A 19,537-nucleotide genomic window follows, 5' to 3' on the forward strand; every position below is an offset into this window, starting at 1 on the left:
ACGAACGGTCCCATAGCAGCCTAATTTTCTTGCTCCTGAAGGCGGCATATTACTACTTCCAAAGTATAGAGCAGTTATAACGTAACTACTCTTCAAATCAAATATGCAGCATAAACATGTGCCAACACATAGCTTTTTCCGTTTAAAGCTGACCATGTGTTGGCACACTCTCTTAATTTTTTCTCTTAAATTTAAATCCAAATTTATCAGCAACAAACCAAACCACCATTACAACTAAACTTAATAGAGAAATGATTTTACTGTATTTTTGAATACTTGTTTGAGTATATTCAACGGTTAATTTACCACTACCATTCAACTCAACTTGAGCTAAGTTATTATTGCTCTTATCCATTGTTACAGCACTTGTATTACCCTTAGTAGTTGCCTGATAACCATAATATCCAATAATAGGTAGATCAACTTTAGCCTTTTTAGCATTCTTATAATCAAGCGTTAAAGTAGACCAATCTTGTTTGAAATTACTCAATTTAGCTTTACCAGCTTTTACTTGAGGTTTGTGCCCCATTTTCTTTAGTTCCAATGGACTAGTGCCTACAGGTAAATATTCTTGTCCTGCTCCAATACTGTATGTTTCTAATTTGTTATATTGAGAATACGTGTTTATAGCATCTGCCGTATGACCAAGTCTGCTGCTGGCAGAAACAGTCAATAGCATTACTACTAATATCATCCCCATCTTGCCTAATCTTCCCTTAAGGATATGAAGTGGATCATAGGCAATAAATATCGCTAACATGATGGAAATAACAATATCTAAACGCCAAGGATATTGAAGAACTTTCAATGGAGTTTTATCAAGAATACCCCATGGAAAAATTCTAGTACTCATAACTAGTAATCCAGCACCTAGTAATGAAAAGTTCTTAACAGCTGGATTATCTATCTTTTTGTAACTTGCAAATACAATAACAGCCAAGGTCATCATCAATAAACCAATAACTGGTTGAGTAACAACGTTATTCAAACTAGCATCTATTAAATCCTGTAATTCTAATGCACCAGCAGAAAGGCTGATTGCTGAGTGAGATAAAACAAAATCAGTATGTTTCATTTGTTCCATCATTGGTAAGAAATATGCTAATGAAAGTAATAGTGATGTACCTGCCGCATATAATAACGACAAAATACGCTTAGGATGAATTCTTAATTCCTTATATTGACATAAGGCAACTAAGACGATCACGATAGCTACCAAAACTGGTGACAAAGCATGTGAATAAATAATTGCCGTCATCCCAATTGTTAAATACCACCAATTTTGACGCTTGCCATAAAACACTTCATAAATTCCTAAGAATGCAATTGGCAAGAAAACAAATACGATCAATTCACCGACATCATGACGATACAATAAATCATGAAGACGATATGTTGATAATGTATAAACAAAACTGAATACTAAACTATTCCAATATTTTTTGCTTACTTTTAAGAAACTTAAAAATGATGTCGAAAATGTCAAAACATTTAATAAGAAATAAAAGGCTATAAAAGTTTTAGCCATTGAAAATCCCATTAATCTAAAAATAGCAGCTGGGTAAATCATCAAATCTGAATAAAAAGTATTTACTATATATCCAAATCCATCCATAAACGACATATTTATCCAAGGAAAATACTGATTGTGCTTAATGGATTCAGCTAATCCCTCAATTCTCATCGCATGAAAACGATTGTCACTAGAACCTAGATATGACCAAAATTGGCCATGATAAATTTCAGTAAAATAAACTGTTGCAATACTAGCTATCGCGAAAACAATCAAAGTTGCGATAGTCATTAAAGTATATTTCAAATATTTATTTTGCTTATCCTTTGAACTATTCTGCATTGTATAAACTCCCCTAAATTTAGACGCTATCACATATTATACAAGACTAACGCAATAAAAAAAGAGTACCGGAATAATTCCAGTACTCAAAAATTTAAGTCTTATTTAGATTTTACTGAATCAAAATCAATAATATTAACACTATTATCAATAGTTTCGTGGTTATTTTTCAGAACAAGCAATTGTGTTTTAGGATTGACCTTTAATTGCAAACCGGCTTCCAAGAAGTCAGTTGCACTTTCTTTATAGTAAATATCTCCTAATACACTTTTCAAATGAATCGAATAATCTGAAACGTCCTCATCATTATCTACAACAATTACGCGGAATTTAGTGATCAAAGCACAATCCCCTTCTCCTGAAAAACGTCCCAAGCCGTCATCAAGATCTAGGACCAACTTTTTTCCTTTTTCTGTATAGGCCTTGAGTTTATTCATGGCCTCAGTTGTTAACTTGATTTCCATGACCAACACCTCGCTATCAGTACTTATATTTCATGGTACTTCCCCAGTCGATCAAACTTAGGATAAACACCATAAAAACTATTGATATGTAGCTGAGGAATATACCATTGAGGACATTATAAAGTACATCATGTAAATTGTACTCAATATTGCTCGATATAAGGTCTTGTATAGGAAAATAAATAAATGCCAATAAAATTGCTAATAATATCGAGGTACATATGCCTACCGTACCTAAATGGTGGAAAAATAACATACTAGATCCAACCTTGGCCCGCAAGCGAATAGCCAATAATACAAAAATAATTGCTAAAGTCAAAACAATCATTTTAACTATCCCACGAACTCTTTTAATACCGATCGATAAATTATTTATCGGTCCCAGATCATCATCGATCATCTGATTCATTAAGTCTTTATTAACGCTAATTGTTTGATTTATTTCTGCATCAATATTTAAACCTTGTTTTTTTGAAGCTCGTTTTAAATTACCGCCAATGGTATCTAAAATACTGCTACCAACGGTAAGTTTGGAGTCATCATCATAAACTTCATCCACAGAAGTTCCGATTATTTTTTTTACATCTCTTCTACTTAGATTAGTCGAAACGCTGGAAACTGATGAATAGCTGTTCACTAACCTATTAATTTTTTGATTAGAGTAACTACGTATTAAAGAGACATTCTCATCGCTGGAAATCACTTTTTTAACATAGTCCCCATTCAAAATTGTGGTCAGAGTTATCCCTAAAAACACTATCAACATGAGACATATTGATAATAAGAATAAGGTAAAACCATGCCTATTATATGATAATGACTTGCTCATAATTACTTCTCCATAGCTATTTTAGTGATGTCAGATGGTTTGTTTACAATCCACTCTGATTTGGCGTCAGCTAATTCTTGACGTTTACCAAAACCATAAGTAACACCGATTGCTTTCAAATTATTCTTATGTGCCCCCACAATATCACTACTTCTATCCCCTACCATGACTAGATTATCAGGATCTAGTTTCACGGAAGTTTTAGCTATACCATATGAAATTACATCTTCTTTTAGAGAACGAGTCTTTTCATCATCAGTAGCTCCAAATACATGTCTAATATATGGTTTCATTTCCAATTGGTCAACTATCTTCTTAGCAATACTTTCCGGTTTAGAAGTTGCAATAAAAACTTCTTTTCCAGAGTTATTTAAATCCTTGAGCATATCATAAACCCCATCATAAACGCTCAATTCTTTCCAACCTTTAGTCATATAATAATCATGGAAAATTGATACTCGACGTTGTGCTTCGGGATCATTTCCATCTAAGTTATCATACTTTTTAAAAGAATAACTAATAGTTGGTCCAATGTATGTTCTCAAAATATCATCATTATGAGGAACATAACCAAGGACTTCATTGTACATGTACTTGAGTCCGTTTACGATCCCCTTTTCTGAGTCAATAATTGTCCCATCCAAGTCAAAAAATAAGTTATTCAAAATATATTCATCCTTTTGTGTTAAATTTTAAGTAGTAAAGCAAATTATATAGCATTGGCTATAAAATAACTAATAGTCGTAGGTAATCTATGGTAAAAATTAAGAAACCTGCTTCATATACTGACATAGATTCTGGTCTTTCAAGTGAAGCTATACAATCTAAAATAAATCAAGGACTTACAAATGTCCAAATAAAAAAATTATCCCGATCGATTCCCCAAATCATCGGTAGTAATCTATTTACCCTATTCAATCTTTTAAACTTGGTCATCGCCATTCTCATCTTTTGGACTGGTTCATATCGAAATCTATTTTTCTTAGGACCTGTAATTGCCAATATAATTATTGGAAGTTTCCAAGAGATACGCTCTAAACTGACCATTGATAAAATCAGTCTTGTAAATGTTCAGGATTTTCCTACTATTAGGAATGGCGTTAAAATTGACGTTAAAATTGAGGACCTAGTAGAAGACGATATCATTGTATTAAAACGTGGAGATACGATTCCAGCTGATGGTATCGTGCGTTCTACAAATGGCCTACAAACTAACGAATCAAGTATTACTGGTGAATCCGATACTATAACTAAAGAAGTCGGTGAACCGGTTTACTCAGGGAGCTTCGTAGTTGCTGGACAAGCTAAAATGCAACTGACTCAAGTTGGATTGAATAGTTTTGTTTCCCAATTATCTTCTGCTGTCAGTAAAGATAAACGCTCAGTAAGTGTCTTAATGAAGATTATCAACAACATCATTAAAATTCTAACATACACCATCATCCCTATTGGGCTTCTTTTATTTTTCCGTTCGTATCTTCAAAACAACAATATTTCAACTTCGATCCTTGGGACCTCTGCATCTGTTATCGGAATGATACCAGAAGGTTTAGTTTTACTAACATCAGTTGCCTTAGCCACTGGTGCTTACAACTTATCTAAAAAAAATATTTTAGTACGATCACTAAGTGCAATTGAAACCCTTGCTAGAGTCGACACTCTTTGCCTGGACAAAACGGGAACTATTACTACTGGTAATTTGAACGTTAAAAAAATAATAGCCTTCAATGACTTTTCAGAAGAAATGATTAAAAAAACGGCTACCAAAATTGTCGATGCTACCCAAGAAACCAACGCGACTGCACTAGCAATAAAAAAATTGAATAGTGATTCGCTAAATGTAGAAATAAAGAAAGTAATTCCATTTTCATCAGAAACTAAATACTCTGGCTTTATAGACATCAACAATACTAAGTACATCATGGGAGCTCCAGAGTTTATCATAAAAAATCCTTCAGATGATCTAAAAAATACTATTCAAACCGCTGCTCAACAGGGCTTTAGAATTATTGCTGTTTTGAAACAAGATACTTTAGTTGGCTTAATAAAAATTGCCGATGAAGTAAGAAAACAAGCTCCAGCCACATTCAAATACTTAACAAATCAAGGAATCGATTTGAAAATCATTTCAGGTGACAATCCTGTTACTGTGGCAAATGTTGCTAAACAAGCTGGGATAGATTCCGGTGAGAATTACGTAGATATGAGCGAGATCGATGAAAATTGTGACTATCATAAATTAGTTAATGACTACAAAATTTTTGGTCGCGTTCGTCCAAGTCAAAAATCAGATTTAATAAAAGCTATGCAAGATAACGGATTAACCGTTGGTATGACCGGTGACGGTGTCAATGATGTTTTGGCAATGCGTCAATCAGATTGTAGTGTAGCTATTGCTGGTGAAAGTGATGCCGCTGAAGCAAGTGCCGATTTCGTATTATTAAATAGGAACTTTGATTCAATGATTTTCATGCTTAACGAAGGCCGCAGAGTTATCAACAACGTTGAACGAGTTGCTTCTTTATACTTGATAAAAACAATCTATTCAGTAGTTTTGGCGGTCATCTTTATTATTCTTGGAACCGGATATCCATTCCAGCCTTCACAACTAACGCCAATTAATGCTTTAACCGTGGGTATTCCAACGTTCATCTTAGCTTTAGAGCCAAATTACACTCCTCCAGCTGGAAGATTTATGAGAAATGTCATGGAGATAGCCTTACCCGCCGCAATATGTAATATCTTATTAATTTGTGGAATTGCTTTCTTTGGTGGAAAAATGAACATTCCATTTAATATAACCTCGACCCAATCTGTGTTTGTGATCGGTTTGATTGGATATTGTGCTTTATTGTCAATTAGTAAGCCGCTTATAAATCGTAAGAAAGTAATGATCGGCGTGTCCTTTGCCATTTTTGCAATACTATTTATTTTCGGAGCATCATTATTTGGCATTCAAAGTATTATGGATTGGCGCTACATTTTCATTTACTTAACTATCTTTATCATAATCTGGCCCCTATTCATATTTATGCGTGAAGTACTGGGACGTCGAGTATTTTCTAGAATAAATTGGAAGTAGAGCGCAACCCAACACGCTCAGCTTTCGAGCATTAAAGTAAAACACAAATAAGGGGCTGTGACATATGTCATAGCCCCTTTTTACATTTCCGAAATTTTTATATAGCCTAAACGTGTAACAAAAGGCTGCAACCTCCACATAGTCTAGAACCACAAATGATTGAAAGTCCCAATCATTCGTGATTCTAGACTACGTTCCGGTGGCAGACCGCCTTTTGTCACACCCTCTAGTTAAGACTATCAACCAAAGTCCAATCAATCTGACCAACATAATTTCCACTTGTTACATCAGTTGTCGATTGTAATAACACTCCAGAATCACTTGTCCAATCATACTTATCCGGAATTGAAGTAGTACCTGTTTCAGCGTCTTTTGACTCACCGATTTTAATCAAGTTATCCTGCATATCTCGAGTAGAATCAGCATCTTTATAAATAATATAACCGGCAAACTCTTTATCACCATCCATTAATGGGCTTGCCTGTGCATCTAATTCCCAAGATGAGTTCTTAGACGTTACGCTTAACGGCCAATCACCTTGACGCTTTATTATTCTAGCACTAGCACCATTAAGAGTTCTAAAACTGTACGCGTCTGAAGCATTTATCTTGGAATATTTATCATCAACGATGACCGTAAAAGTCATACTATTCGATTTTATATAGTACGAATCAGAAGCAAAAATCGTTATTTTATGTGTACCTGCTTTCAAATCAGTACCAGATAAAATTTGACTAAAGCTAAGACTTGTATCTGACCCTGATGAACCAACATTAATTAAATCCTGATCTTCTCCATCAACATTCACATGAATATCAGCACCTTGAGTATCAAACTTAGCACCATCAGAATACTTTAAATTACCATCAATTGTTGCGTCTTGATCTTGTTGAATTTCTTGTGATGATTGCGTAGTTGAAGTTAGTGATAACGTGTGTTTTGGTACAGAAGGTCTAATAATAAATCCTGGTGCATAAGTATCTCCGATATATGTATTACCCTTAAATGAAGCATAGCTCTTAGGTACCGTTGTTCCTAACATTGAGTATGCTGTTCCAACATGTATTTCAATTGTTGCCGTTTTATTATTTTCATTTAACGCATTAGTTGTTGGAGACGTACTAATGGTATGTGTTATCAAATTTTTGGAGTATTCACTTGAAGTTATTGTTTCAGTATTACCATTAGCAAACGTCACAGTTCCACTTTTGAACGTAGTCATATTAGGAAGATTAATATTAGCTAAAATATCTTTCAAATCCACAGTTCCACTATTATATTTAACTTGATACTTATAGGTTAAATTATCACCCGAATTAATATAATTGTTACCCTCTGGATCATCCAAAACACGACCATCTTGACTATCATCAATCAATTGTGAAGTTATTGAACCATCAACAATAGTTGGTATGGATTCAAGAACTAATAATAAACCGCCTCCAAGTGAACTGGCAGAACCTGTAAATCCCCAGTATAGTTTTTTACTCCCGTTAAGATGAAATTGACTCAAATCGACCGTCTCTGTTTTTGATTCTTTAATTGGATTAGTTTGAGTTTCAGTACCTGTAGAAGAATTTTCGGTACCATCTGGATTTTTATCATTGATCGTATACGTTACATCAGCGGTTTTCCCATCACTATTGGGACTATATTTAACTGATAAATGGTGCCAATAGTGTCCAGATGTATTACTACCTAAGTAATGGTACATAACGCCTTGATGAATAAGCTGATAGGTGTTAGTTCCAACATTAACATAAGAACTTGATTTACCTGGATAATTACTTGCAATATGCGGTTTTGCCGTTTGTAATCCTACATCAAAAGCATTATTAGTTATATTACTATTATTTGAATTTGTATCGAGTTCTATTGCCCAACTATTTTGAATAGCACCTGCTGGATTCGAAGTATCTGGAGCCCAAACACCTAGTCCTTCAGGAGGGGTCATAATCGGTTTACCTGATGCTTCATTACCTAAAGTAGCTCTAGCATTTTCTCCTTTAGGATCATTTTGCAAGACAAAGGCTAAGCTGGCATCCATCTTGCCACTACTTCCTGGTCCTGCTGCGACCCAAAAACCAAATGTTTGTGACTTAGTAATATCTAACATGTTATTGCTTTTACTCCACATATAACCTGTAGTATCTGAAGAATCCCCTGCTTGATTAATTCCACCAATTGCTGAATAAGGATCCACATTACTAAATCCATTATTCGCCATCACAAATGCATTACGATATCTATTATCATCACCGGATGTTCCCCAAATTGGATTTGGGTCATTAAATAAATTTTGAATAGAATTATAATTCAATCCCTTAGGCGCCTGCACACGTACGTCATCGGCAGAAACTTTAATACTCAAACTAAAAAAGACAAGCAAAAATAAGCAGGCTTGCAAACTAATCATCAATATTTTCTTTGCTTTCCCTGACATTTCTCCTCTTCCTTTCGTGCTTTTTACCCCGATAAAAATATGTATATATCATTACCTATATAATAATACCTTTGGATAATTTATTCATTGGTTCGGAAGAATTTCATTTAAAAAAATAAAATTGTAACAAAATATATTTTTTTCTTCTTAAAATAAACGGTTCTAAGTAATCCCTACAGGTCTATATGAAAAGGCTTTCGTAAAAATAAAGGAAGAGATATAATATTCTTAGGATTTAAATGGATCTCAAATTATTCCTAGACTTCTTTCTACCAGAGATAGACACACGGTTTCTAAGATCTTATGGAATCCACTTTTCCCATCCACAATAAATCTAGGTTGATATTATTCTAATGAAAGAAGTGACATCTGATGATGATGTATCCATATATTAAATTAGGCCCTAGAGATGGAGTTTTGTTAATTTCAGTTCTTATTATGTTAGTCTTAACCTTAGTTTTTAAATGGTCAGTATGGGAATTTTTGCTTTCCGTTATTGCAGTAATAATTTCGTTTTTAGCAGGAAGCATGAAACCAAATAAGAAAAAAGTACTTGCTTTCATGAAAAAATAGTTAAAATTGGGACAGAACACAAAGAGGCTAGATATTTTTTCTTGGTATAAATCCAGAAAAAGTATCTAACCTTTTTACTTATATTCAATTTCAAATAATATAGTATGTTTATTAAATTAGTTATTCACATAGTGTTACATATTAGTCTCTGGGTACAAGAAATATTGGTAGCGGTGAAGGTTGTGTTAGGGCTTTAGCCCTTACACAACGGGACGAGTTTTGAAATTTGCGCCTTTTGCGAAGTTCAAAATTGAGCTTGAAGACCTCGGCTCCAAGCGGTCCCCACAGCGCCAATATTTCTTGTACCCAGAGACGGCAATTAACAAACTAACTCATCTACTTTTCCTAAGTATGCAGTATAAACGCGCAACCCAACACAACTTTTTCCGCTTAAAACAAGGAGTCCCAGCACTCCAAAATCGGATTTCTCCTTTTATTTTTCTTAAATATGCAGTCTAAACGCGCAACCCAACACAACTTTTTCCGCTTAAAGCAAAAGATCCCATCAATCCAAAAACGGATTGATGAGATCTTTTGCCTTAATGCTCGAAAGCTGACCGTGTTGGGTTGCGCTCTCGTACTTAAGGTTTAACGGTCTTGCGTTTCTTACCGTGTCCCTTGTGATTTCTTTCCATGCCCATTAGATAGACAGCTGAAATCACAATGACTTCCATTAGGGTTAAAATTGCCCTTTGCTGGTCAGCAATGTAAAGAATTACGCTGACAACCAATAAAGTTATAATTAAAATCGTTAAGGAAAATATGGGACCTTTCTTTTTCATATATACCACCTTTTATATTTTTTGATTAGTTATAAAAAAGGATTCTTCTGGGACACCCCCAGATGAGTCCTTATTTTATTTCTCGATAGTTATCACGAACAGTAAACAATGGCGCTGTTGAATCATCTGATTCAATAATGCGAATAGCATCTCCAACTAATCCAGTAACTGATAATACCTTTAGTTTATCAAAACAGCATTCATCAGGGATAGTAATTGAATCTGTAACAACAATTTGTTTCAAATCAGAATCTTGCAATCTTTGAGCTGCATTCTTTGAAAAGATTGGATGTGTCGCTGCGGCAGAAACACCAGTGGCACCAGCATTCATTAATGACTTAGCACTATTGATCATTCTAGTACCTGTATCGATCAAGTCATCTACAATAACACATTCTTTTCCTTCAACGTCACCAATAACGTCAGAAACAATATCATCATCTTCAGTAGATCTTTGGTCAACGATAGCAATTTGTGATCCAAATACTTCTGCTAAAGCACGCGCACGTTTTGTTGAATTATGATCAGGAGCAACGAAAACAACATCTTCTTTATTATCCATTGTATCCATAAAGTAACGAGCAAAGATAGGCATTGCACGTAGATGATCCACTGGAATATCGAAGAATCCTTGAATTTGATCAGCATGCATATCAAGTGCAATCACACGATCAACTTTTCCCATTTCAAGCATGTTAGCAAAAAGCTTAGCAGAAATAGGTTCTCTGGAACGTGATTTTCTATCTGAACGCGTATATGCAAAGTATGGTAAAACACATGTAATTCTATGTGTACTTGCACGTCTTAACGCATCAACCGCAATCATCAATTCCATAAAGTTATCGTTAACGGGATCAGATACAGAGTGGATGATATAAACATCCTTACCACGAATACTCTCGTTGATCTGAATGTTGATTTCCCCGTCACTAAAATGAGAAACAGAAGCATCCAACAATGGAATTCCCATATATTCAGAAATTCTCTTTGCTAAAGGTTTATTTCCATTTAAAGAAAGTAAAGCAAGTTTATCTAATGACTGAGACATTTTTGTCCTCCAAAATTATAAAAGTACTGGTCGTCCAATGGGTTTATTCTCGTCAGCAATCACCAAGGCCATATCAGAATCGGTTAATTCTCGACTACCTTTTCTCACGGGTGATTGCGTAACAATGGTAAACTTATACCCTAATTTTACACTTAATTGAATATAATTATCCAGTATGTATGGATCTATTTTTCCATTTAAATAAAGATGATAATGAGGATACTTTTTCATAATGTCCTCTACCAGCTTGATATTACTAGAGTTCTTTAATTGTGCAACCGTTAACGCGATCGCAACTCTTTCAGCAAAATTACCTAAAAATTTATTTTTTTCATCAGGCTTTAATTGTGGCTTGCCAAAAATATTTTTCTTAATATAATCTTCAACATTAGTCATAGCATCCCTCTTTCTCTTCGCTTAATTAATATCATAATTGTATAATAGAAGCAATGAAAGGATGTGTTGGTTATGGACGAAATGGTATTTTTTAACCCGGGCGATGCAATTGCTAATTCAAGGGATTTTGGCGAAGCTGTTCGAGGAGCACAAATATATAAAGCTAAAGATCCTTATGAATCATCCTTGGTAGTAGCAGAGGACGTAGCTGATAATAAGAAGTTCTACGTTTATTTTGCTAAGGACGCTAAACCAAACGACAAAGAAGATACAGGTGTCGTGCAATATAATGTTAAGAAAAGAATTTAATTTACAGAGTGCGACAAAGCATGGTCAGCTTTCGAGCATTAAGGCAGACAAGGTCAGTAATCCGACGGATTGCTGACCTTGTCTGTTTTAAGCGGAAAAAGCTATGCTTTGTCGCACGTTTATGTTACAAATTTAAAGATAAAAATAAAGAACCGAATTCAGAAAAATGTATTTTAACCCATAAACCTAGAAACAGCCCCATATATCTGTGCCTTATCCGTCAATCGGGCAATGCGTAATTCCGTTTTAAACAATCCATCAGGGATCTTGCTGTCCATATGACGATGCAACAAATCTAATAAATACTGCCCTTGTTTTGATACAGCGCCACCAATAACTAATATTTCTGGATCATACAATAAAACTACCTCAGCTAATCCTTTTGCCACCTCATCTGCCCAATCTTCGATTATTTGTAAGAATGGCTCCTCTTTTTTCTTAGCAAATTCAAAAGCATCTATAACACTAGTATGATATTTTTCTAAATTATGTTCTAAGGTCAAAGTTGAAGCGCGCTGTTCATAGTTTGTTTTGGTTTTTTCATCATATAATATATAGCCAATTGAATTTGCATAAGCATGCGTACCACTTAGTAATTGGTTATCTTTGAGATATGCTCCACCAATTCCTGTACCTAAAGCCACGCAATAAGTTGTATCACTGTTTTGGGCTACACCGGCTAATTGTTCTCCTAACAAGGCAGCGTCAACATCATTAACAACAAAAACTGCTAATCCTGTTTGTTTTTCCAAAGTCTCTTGGATTTTTGTGCCTTGATAGCCTGGAATAGTTGGTCCAGCAAATAAAATGCTACCATCTTTAACTATCCCTGCAGTACTGACTCCAATTCCACTTAATTTATACTTTTTTTGAAAGTCAGCAGTAACTTCTTGTAATGCCGTCAAAATATATCCATCTTTATTATGCTTAGTATCAACTTTACCAAAATCACTGACATTTAGTTCTTTATCTACGATTCCATACTTAATGGTAGTTCCACCTATATCAAAAGCAAGAAATAATTTATCATCCATAATTCTCTCTCCCTATTTGTTAACAATTATTGATTTTTATTAATTTGGTATTTATTATTGTGTTATAGTCCACGGAGGAACTTTTATGAATATTCTAAAACTAGTTGAAGAACAGTTACCAATGCTTTCTAGACAAGAACGAAAAGTCGCCATTCAAGTTATTCAAAATCCTAGTGATGTTCAAAAAATGAGCATTACTACTTTAGCAAAAAAGGTTGGTGTTAGTAACGCCACCATCACCCGCTTTGTTAAAAAAATGAATTGTCATGATTTCTATGATTTTAAATTACAATTAGCTAGCGAACGACAAGCAGCGCCAAAACCATCAGCCAAAAATTCTATTGCTGACGAAGTTTACAGCTTTTATAGAAACGTACTAAGCGATACTTGGGAACGTTTAGACACTGATCAATTAAAAAAAGTAGTTAATCTAATATCCAATTGTCATCGTATTTATATTTTCGGTATCGGTAGTTCTGGATATACTGCTCAAGAAATGACACAAAGACTCATTAGAATGGGTATCGCCGCTTTTTCCATGACTGAAAGTCATATAATGTACATCACATCAGGTATCATCGGAAAAGATGACGTCGTTTTAGCACTTTCATCTTCTGGTAGCACAACTGACTTGAATAAAGCTGCCGAAATTGCTCAAAAAAACGGAGCAAAAGTAGTCGGCATCACTGGTTTTGAAAAAAGTAAACTATATGAGCTAAGTGATTATCCTATTTTAGTTAAAAACAGTAATTTTGTTGATAACACTCGTTTTATCAATTCACAATTTGCCATTACATATGCGTTAGATATCATTACGACTATGCTTCTGGAAAATGAAACATTCAGTAAGCGTCTTAGTCATACAGTTGAATTAGTTATGGAAAATAAATTTCATAGTAATAATTAAAGAGTGTAACAAAAAGCGGTTTGCCACCGGAGCATAGCCTAGAGACACAGATGATTGGCACCATCAATCATTTGTGGTTCGTAGCTTAGAGGTTGCAGCTTTTTGTTGCACGTTTAGTCTATAGAAATCCAAAAACGAAGAAAAGGATTGTGACCTATGTCATGATCCTCTTTTTGTACACTGAGGATAAAGTCGTGACATATCCTTTTTTCTTTAATATGCAGCATAAACGTGCTACAAAGCATAGCTTTTTCCGCTTAAAACAGACAAGGTCAGCAATCCGTTGGATTACTGACCTTGTCTGCCTTAATGCTCGAAAGCTGACCATGCTTTGTAACACTCTTTTATGCATTCACAGCATCTATAAATTTCGTAGCTATTTCCAAAGGACGAGTGATTGCTCCACCAACTACTACAGCGTGACAGCCAAGGTCGATACAATAACGAGCTTTTTCTGGTGTATCAACTTTACCTTCAGCTATTACTGGACGATCGGCAACCTTAAGAACTTCTTTTAAATAACTAAAATCGTTGTCGGCAATATTCATTCCTTCTGTATCAGGAGTATATCCATGCATTGTCGTTCCGATAATATCAAAACCTAGATCCATGGCCTCATGTACATTTTCAATTGTTGCTGTATCAGCCATCAACAATGTATCAGGGAATTCCTTACGCATTTGAGCAACGATATCTGCCAATTTTTCTCCATGTGGTCTAACTTGTCCTGTTACATCACAGGCAACAACTTCTGCACCAGTGCTTGCAACAGCACGCATTTCTTTCATTGTTGGAGTTATATAGACTGGTGAGTCATCATAATCCACTTTGTTAAGACCAATAATTGGTAAATGCGTTTCATCTTGAATCGCTTGAATATCAACTACAGAATTACATCTGATAGCTACCGAACCAGCTTGCTTTGCAGCACGAGCCATTCTAGACATGATAAATGAGCTGTGCAAAGGTTCATTAGATAGTGCTTGGCATGAAACGACTAACTTTCCTTTAACTATTTTTAAAAATTTATTTTTCATAAAAGTATCACTTCTTAATCTTCTTTTAGGTAGTCATTGTAAATTTTCTTTGCTCCAGCAATCATTTCAGAAGTTGGTTGTGCCATAGGTTTCTTTGTAACACCAGCATTAACACCGAGTTCTTTGAAGACAAGTTTCAATGATGGATAAATATCATTAGCAATTAATGCTGAGATCAAGTCATTACTATCTTTTTGTAATTGACGAGCTTTGTCGATATCTCCAGCGTCAAAAGCATTCATTTCTGCTTTAGCACGTTTTGCATTCAAGTTATATGTAGAACCAATAGCACCATCAACCCCAAGTGCAAGTGCTGGAAGTAGCATTTCATCAAACCCTGAAAGGATCAATTTATCAGGGAATCTGTTACGAACTCTCTCTAATAAGAAGAAGTCAGCATTTGTATACTTGATACCAATGATCTTTGGATTTTCAAATAATTCTGCGAATTGATCAAGTGATAGTGAAACACCTGTTAGAACTGGAATTGAATAAATAATAAGTTCATTATCAACGTCTTTAACGATTTCATTATAGTAATCTTTGATTTGTTCAAATGTGTAGTTGTAATAAAAAGGTGTAACGGCTGAAATATGTGGGTAGCCAAGATCTGTAACAAATTTAGCTAAATATTTTGATTCATTTAAATCTAGTGAACCAACTTGTGCAATAAGATCAACATCATTTTTTGCTTCATCAATTGCAATCTTGAAAACTTGTTCCTTTTGTTCATGACTCATGTTGAAGTTCTCACCTGTACTACCACCGACATATAAACCGTCAACTTTGTTTACGTCAATGTTGTAACGAATCATTTCTCTTGTGCCGGCTTCATTAATTGAACCGTCATCATTAAAAGCTGTCATTAATGCTGAATATAATTTTTTCATAATTGCCCTCGATTAAATTTAGATTTTATTTGTAATAGTTTTTCCAATCGTTAACCGCTGACATAAATGTACAATACGATAATTAATATTTCAATGGTGTATTTCGATAATTATTTTCGTTTAATTGTTCTGTTAGTGCTAAATAGGCTTTCTTGATTATTAAAATTTTTTTGCCATTTTATATAATCATTTTGTCCAAATGTTTATTTCTAAAATCAAAGAAAATAAAAAAGTTCTCTATAAAGTAGTAGAGAATCCGTTAATGATTATCGTTTTATACTTATTCGATATCCATTTTTAAAAAAGCGTTTACATTGCTGTCAGACCATGTTATATTTTTCACGTAATAGTTATCCAATTCTTATAACCGCTACTAATAACGCCCTGTTTGGGTGGATATTAGTGACGGTTTTTTTATTTGAGAGGTGGAAAAATAATGCAAGCGTCTATTAATACAGCTGTATTCGCAAATGAAATCCAAGCTGGCAACTCACAACTTTCCTATTTGGAAAAATTATCTGACTACCCTATTGATAATATCGAAGTCCGTGGGGAACTCTTCAGTAAAGATACAAAAGATGAAGAGTTAAAAGACATTTATTCCTTATGTAAAAAGCAAAATTGGGGCTTCTTTTATTCAGTTCCTGAACAATTATTCAAGACCAATGAAGTTAATCCAAATATAGAAAATCATCTGAAGATGGCTCAAAAATATCATATTGAAAATCTAAAAATAAGTCTTGGCGATTTAAGCGAAGTTTCAGCTGAACAGCTAAATAGTTTAAAAAACTTACTTAACCAATATGACATTAAAGTAACGATTGAAAATGAACCAAACGACAACGGAATTTTAAAAAATATTGTCCAACAGATCATAAAATTACGAGAATTAGATATTCCTTTAGGATACACATTTGATTCAGGTAATTGGTATTGGATAGAAGAAGACCCAATCGATGCTTTCAAAAATGTATCTGACGCAATTACTGTCTTTCATTTAAAAGATATAAAAGATAAAGAAACAGTTATGTTAAATGAAGGAGCTACTGATTGGAAGTCATTGATCAATAACTTGTCAAAGAACATCCCTGTATTCATTGAATATGAAACATCTGAACAAGACTTACCTGGACAAATCAAGCTAGTTAATGATGTTTTACAAAAACGAGATAGTAACTAATGAGTATTCTTCTTCAATTAGTAATTATTTTAATCTTAACTAAATTGGGAGCACATCTTTCCAGCGTATTGAACTTTCCAAGTGTTATTGGGGAACTTCTAGTTGGTGTCATTGCTGGTCCCGCTGTTTTAAACATTTTGAACGGTACTACTTTTGTTCAATATTTTTCTGAAATTGGTGTCATCGTTCTAATGTTTATTGCCGGACTTGAGGGTGATCTTTCTTTACTAATCAAGTATTGGAAACCCGCTATGACCGTAGCAACTTTGGGTGTTGTTTTTCCAACAATAAGTGCCGCTTTATTATGTGCTCTTGTATTCAATTTTCCATGGACGACCTCAATATTTATAGGCTTAGTACTTAGTGCTACTTCAGTCAGTATTTCAGTACAAGTACTAAAGGAAATGGGACGGATGAATACACGAGAAGGGGCAATCATCCTAGGAGCAGCAGTTGCTGATGACATTATGTGCGTCATCTTATTAGGACTTTGCGTAGCATTCTTTGGTTCTTCTGGAAGTAGTGAACAACCTGTTTGGTTAATGATCAGTACTAAATTGTTATTCTTCGTCATCATGCTAGTTCTAGGTAAATGGTTTGTCCCTAAATTCATGTCCTTCTTCAGTAAATTAAATACTAGTGAAAATGAAGCTACCGGTGCCGTCATTTTATGCTTTGGCTTTGCAGCAATTGCAGTTGCTCTTGGTATGAGTGATGTTTTAGGTGCCTATTTTGCCGGTATCGCTTTATCAGAAACAAAGTTTAAAGAATCTTTAGCTCTAAAAATAGAACCAATTGGATATGCCATTTTTATCCCCGTATTCTTCGTAAGCATTGGCTTAAATATCAGCTTCAAAGGATTACAAAATGACATTATCTTCATTGTTTCATTAATTATTATCGCTATTATCGGAAAACAAGTCGGTGGTGCTCTTGGAGCAAAAGTATTCCACTTATCCTGGAATGAATCAAACATCGTTGGTGCTGGGATGGTATCACGTGGAGAAATGGCATTAGTCGTTGCCAATGTTGCACTTGGAGCAAAGTTGATCGATCAAAATCATTACACAGCCATGATCGTGGTAACGGTAGTTACTACAATTATTGCACCACTGATTCTCAAATTATTTATTCAAAGAGCTAAAAAAGAAAACGAAATTGTATCAAATAATATAAATGAGGTGAAAATATGACAAAGGCCGGTTTTGGTACCTTAAACTGGATCGTTTTAGTTATTTACTTACTTGCTATGCTTGGTGTTGGTGCTTATTTTACAAAGAAAGCTAGTAAAAATTCAGATGCATTCTTTACTGCTGAAGGTAAGATCCCTGCATGGGCAGCTGGATTTAGTATTTATGCAACTACATTAAGTGCTATTACTTTTATGTCAACTCCTGAACAATCATTTTTGAATGACTGGGGTTACGCCGTGGGTAATTTATCCATCTTGATTCTTATTCCTATTTTGATTAAATATTACGTTCCATTCTTTAGAAAATTACACGTTACTACAGCTTATGAATATCTTGAAGAACGTTTTAGTCCCATTATGAGAGCCATCAGTAGTGCCCTTTTCATGCTCTATCATATTGGACGTGTCGCTATCGTTATTTATTTGCCAATTATTGCTATTACTTCCGTTTCAAACATCAATCCTATCTTAATTGCCGTCTTCGTTGGTGGATTATGTATTATCTATACTTTCCTAGGTGGTATTGAAGGTGTTATCTGGAGTGATGTTATCCAAGGTTTCCTTCTACTTGGTGGCGCTTTGTTAGTTTGTATTCTAGGTATCGTTTATGTTGAAGGTGGTTTTGGTACTGTTATAAACGATGTATCTGTACACCAAAAATTCTTCTCTGGTGCTGATTGGAATGTTGGAGATCTATCCAAATTTATTCCTTTGATCCTTGCAGGACAAATCTTTAACAGTTTATATCAATACACAGGTAGTCAAGACGTTGTTCAACGTTACCAAACAACTGGATCAGTTGAAGAAACTAACAAATCTCTTTGGACTAACGGTATTCTTGCTTTGATCACTATTCCATTATTCTTTGGAATGGGAACAATTCTTTTCAGTTTTTACCGTCATACAGGTTCTCTACCAAAGGGATTCAATACTAGTGCTATTGTTCCTTACTTTGTTATCACACAAATGCCTGCCGGAGTTGCGGGATTAGTTATTGCAGGTATCTTTGCTGCTGCTCAATCAACAATTGCTTCAAGTTTAAATGCTATATCTTCTTGTGCTGTAACTGACTTTAAACAAAGATTCTTCGGTGATAAACTTAAAAATATGAGTGACGTAACTCTCGCTCGTATTATTATCATTATTGCTGGATTGTTAGGTCTAAGTGTTGCTATTTATCTACTATTAGGTAACGCATCTGAAACATGGAATCTATTCCTAACTGTAACTGGTATCTTTGGTGTTCCTATTGCTGGTGTCTTTGCCGCTGGTATTTTTACAAAACGTGCAAATTCCGCCGGTGTACTACTAGGACTTATTGCCAGTGTTGCTCTATCATTCTATGCACAATCACTTAACATCTCATCACTATTAGTTGCTTGTGTTGCCTTTATTTCATCATTTGTTCTTGGTTATGTTTTCAGCTTGCTCATTCCAAAATCAAACAAAGATGTTACTGGTTTAACAGTTGGTACTATCAATCAACAATATGTTAAAAAATAATTTTAAATAAAGG

18 protein-coding genes are annotated in these 19,537 nt (G+C 34.6%); 7 read left to right on the forward strand and 11 right to left on the reverse strand.

Annotation, left to right across the window (positions count from 1 at the left end):
- Positions 1 to 172: 172 nt before the first annotated feature.
- The 4 genes from FC72_RS06980 to FC72_RS06995 all read right to left on the reverse strand — a co-directional run bounded on the left by FC72_RS06980 (position 173) and on the right by FC72_RS06995 (position 3,813).
- A complete protein-coding gene (locus FC72_RS06980; RefSeq protein ID WP_057766166.1) occupies positions 173 to 1,855 on the reverse strand; it encodes a hypothetical protein in 1,683 nt (560 codons plus the stop codon).
- A gap of 101 nt (positions 1,856 to 1,956) precedes the next feature.
- Positions 1,957 to 2,319 carry an iron-sulfur cluster biosynthesis family protein gene (locus tag FC72_RS06985; protein WP_057766168.1) on the reverse strand — a complete coding sequence of 121 codons (363 nt, stop codon included), beginning with the start codon at positions 2,317 to 2,319 and terminating at the stop codon, positions 1,957 to 1,959.
- Between the two features lie 16 nt (positions 2,320 to 2,335).
- Positions 2,336 to 3,148, reverse strand: coding sequence for a hypothetical protein (locus FC72_RS06990; protein WP_057766170.1), 813 nt, complete (start codon positions 3,146 to 3,148; stop codon positions 2,336 to 2,338).
- 2 nt (positions 3,149 to 3,150) lie between these two features.
- Positions 3,151 to 3,813, reverse strand: coding sequence for an HAD hydrolase-like protein (locus FC72_RS06995; protein WP_057766172.1), 663 nt, complete (start codon positions 3,811 to 3,813; stop codon positions 3,151 to 3,153).
- An 89-nt stretch (positions 3,814 to 3,902) separates the two neighbouring features.
- On the opposite strand from FC72_RS06995, the gene FC72_RS07000 reads away from it, so the two are divergent.
- Positions 3,903 to 6,230, forward strand: coding sequence for an HAD-IC family P-type ATPase (locus FC72_RS07000; RefSeq protein ID WP_057766174.1), 2,328 nt, complete (start codon positions 3,903 to 3,905; stop codon positions 6,228 to 6,230).
- 226 nt (positions 6,231 to 6,456) lie between these two features.
- Here FC72_RS07000 and FC72_RS07005 read toward each other — a convergent pair whose 3' ends face one another.
- Positions 6,457 to 8,673: a hypothetical protein gene (locus FC72_RS07005; protein ID WP_057766176.1), complete on the reverse strand. Its 2,217-nt coding sequence runs from the start codon at positions 8,671 to 8,673 to the stop codon at positions 6,457 to 6,459.
- Positions 8,674 to 9,045: 372 nt separating this feature from the next.
- On the opposite strand from FC72_RS07005, the gene FC72_RS11130 reads away from it, so the two are divergent.
- The gene (locus tag FC72_RS11130; protein WP_057766179.1) at positions 9,046 to 9,246 is read left to right on the forward strand and encodes a hypothetical protein; all 201 of its coding nucleotides are present in this window, start codon (positions 9,046 to 9,048) and stop codon (positions 9,244 to 9,246) included.
- Positions 9,247 to 9,827: 581 nt separating this feature from the next.
- On the opposite strand, the gene FC72_RS07015 is transcribed toward FC72_RS11130, so the two are convergent.
- From FC72_RS07015 to FC72_RS07025, 3 genes are all read right to left on the reverse strand, one after another.
- Positions 9,828 to 10,028, reverse strand: coding sequence for a hypothetical protein (locus FC72_RS07015; RefSeq protein ID WP_057766181.1), 201 nt, complete (start codon positions 10,026 to 10,028; stop codon positions 9,828 to 9,830).
- Positions 10,029 to 10,098: 70 nt separating this feature from the next.
- A complete protein-coding gene (locus tag FC72_RS07020; RefSeq protein ID WP_057766182.1) occupies positions 10,099 to 11,076 on the reverse strand; it encodes a ribose-phosphate diphosphokinase in 978 nt (325 codons plus the stop codon).
- A 15-nt stretch (positions 11,077 to 11,091) separates the two neighbouring features.
- On the reverse strand, positions 11,092 to 11,472 hold the full coding sequence (locus tag FC72_RS07025) for a YueI family protein (protein WP_057766185.1): 381 nt from the start codon (positions 11,470 to 11,472) through the stop codon (positions 11,092 to 11,094).
- 72 nt (positions 11,473 to 11,544) lie between these two features.
- Between FC72_RS07025 and FC72_RS07030 the strand changes: the two genes are divergently transcribed.
- Complete coding sequence (locus tag FC72_RS07030; RefSeq protein ID WP_057766187.1) at positions 11,545 to 11,781, forward strand: hypothetical protein; 237 nt, start codon at positions 11,545 to 11,547, stop codon at positions 11,779 to 11,781.
- Positions 11,782 to 11,954: 173 nt separating this feature from the next.
- On the opposite strand, the gene FC72_RS07035 is transcribed toward FC72_RS07030, so the two are convergent.
- On the reverse strand, positions 11,955 to 12,815 hold the full coding sequence (locus FC72_RS07035; protein ID WP_057766189.1) for an ROK family protein: 861 nt from the start codon (positions 12,813 to 12,815) through the stop codon (positions 11,955 to 11,957).
- A gap of 85 nt (positions 12,816 to 12,900) precedes the next feature.
- Between FC72_RS07035 and FC72_RS07040 the strand changes: the two genes are divergently transcribed.
- Entirely contained in the window at positions 12,901 to 13,722 is an 822-nt protein-coding gene (locus FC72_RS07040) for a MurR/RpiR family transcriptional regulator (protein ID WP_057766191.1), read from the forward strand.
- Positions 13,723 to 14,066: 344 nt separating this feature from the next.
- Here FC72_RS07040 and FC72_RS07045 read toward each other — a convergent pair whose 3' ends face one another.
- Both FC72_RS07045 and FC72_RS07050 read right to left on the reverse strand, forming a co-directional pair.
- Complete coding sequence (locus FC72_RS07045) at positions 14,067 to 14,759, reverse strand: N-acetylmannosamine-6-phosphate 2-epimerase (protein ID WP_057766193.1); 693 nt, start codon at positions 14,757 to 14,759, stop codon at positions 14,067 to 14,069.
- Positions 14,760 to 14,773: 14 nt separating this feature from the next.
- Positions 14,774 to 15,649 (reverse strand): N-acetylneuraminate lyase, encoded by an 876-nt coding sequence (locus tag FC72_RS07050; RefSeq protein WP_057766194.1) that lies wholly within the window; start codon positions 15,647 to 15,649, stop codon positions 14,774 to 14,776.
- Between the two features lie 436 nt (positions 15,650 to 16,085).
- Here FC72_RS07050 and FC72_RS07055 point away from each other — a divergent pair, with 436 nt between their 5' ends.
- Genes FC72_RS07055 through FC72_RS07065 form a run of 3 tightly spaced genes read left to right on the forward strand, consistent with a single transcriptional unit; the run spans position 16,086 to position 19,524 of the window.
- Positions 16,086 to 16,829 carry a sugar phosphate isomerase/epimerase family protein gene (locus FC72_RS07055; RefSeq protein ID WP_057766203.1) on the forward strand — a complete coding sequence of 248 codons (744 nt, stop codon included), beginning with the start codon at positions 16,086 to 16,088 and terminating at the stop codon, positions 16,827 to 16,829.
- Positions 16,829 to 18,022 carry a cation:proton antiporter gene (locus tag FC72_RS07060; protein WP_057766205.1) on the forward strand — a complete coding sequence of 398 codons (1,194 nt, stop codon included), beginning with the start codon at positions 16,829 to 16,831 and terminating at the stop codon, positions 18,020 to 18,022. The genes FC72_RS07055 and FC72_RS07060 overlap by 1 nt, the downstream gene beginning before the upstream one ends.
- The gene (locus tag FC72_RS07065; protein ID WP_057766207.1) at positions 18,019 to 19,524 is read left to right on the forward strand and encodes a sodium:solute symporter family protein; all 1,506 of its coding nucleotides are present in this window, start codon (positions 18,019 to 18,021) and stop codon (positions 19,522 to 19,524) included. The genes FC72_RS07060 and FC72_RS07065 overlap by 4 nt, the downstream gene beginning before the upstream one ends.
- Positions 19,525 to 19,537 lie beyond the last annotated feature (13 nt).

Origin of the sequence: Companilactobacillus tucceti DSM 20183 (genome assembly GCF_001434665.1) — a bacterium.
Classification (GTDB): Bacteria; Bacillota; Bacilli; order Lactobacillales; family Lactobacillaceae; genus Companilactobacillus; species Companilactobacillus tucceti.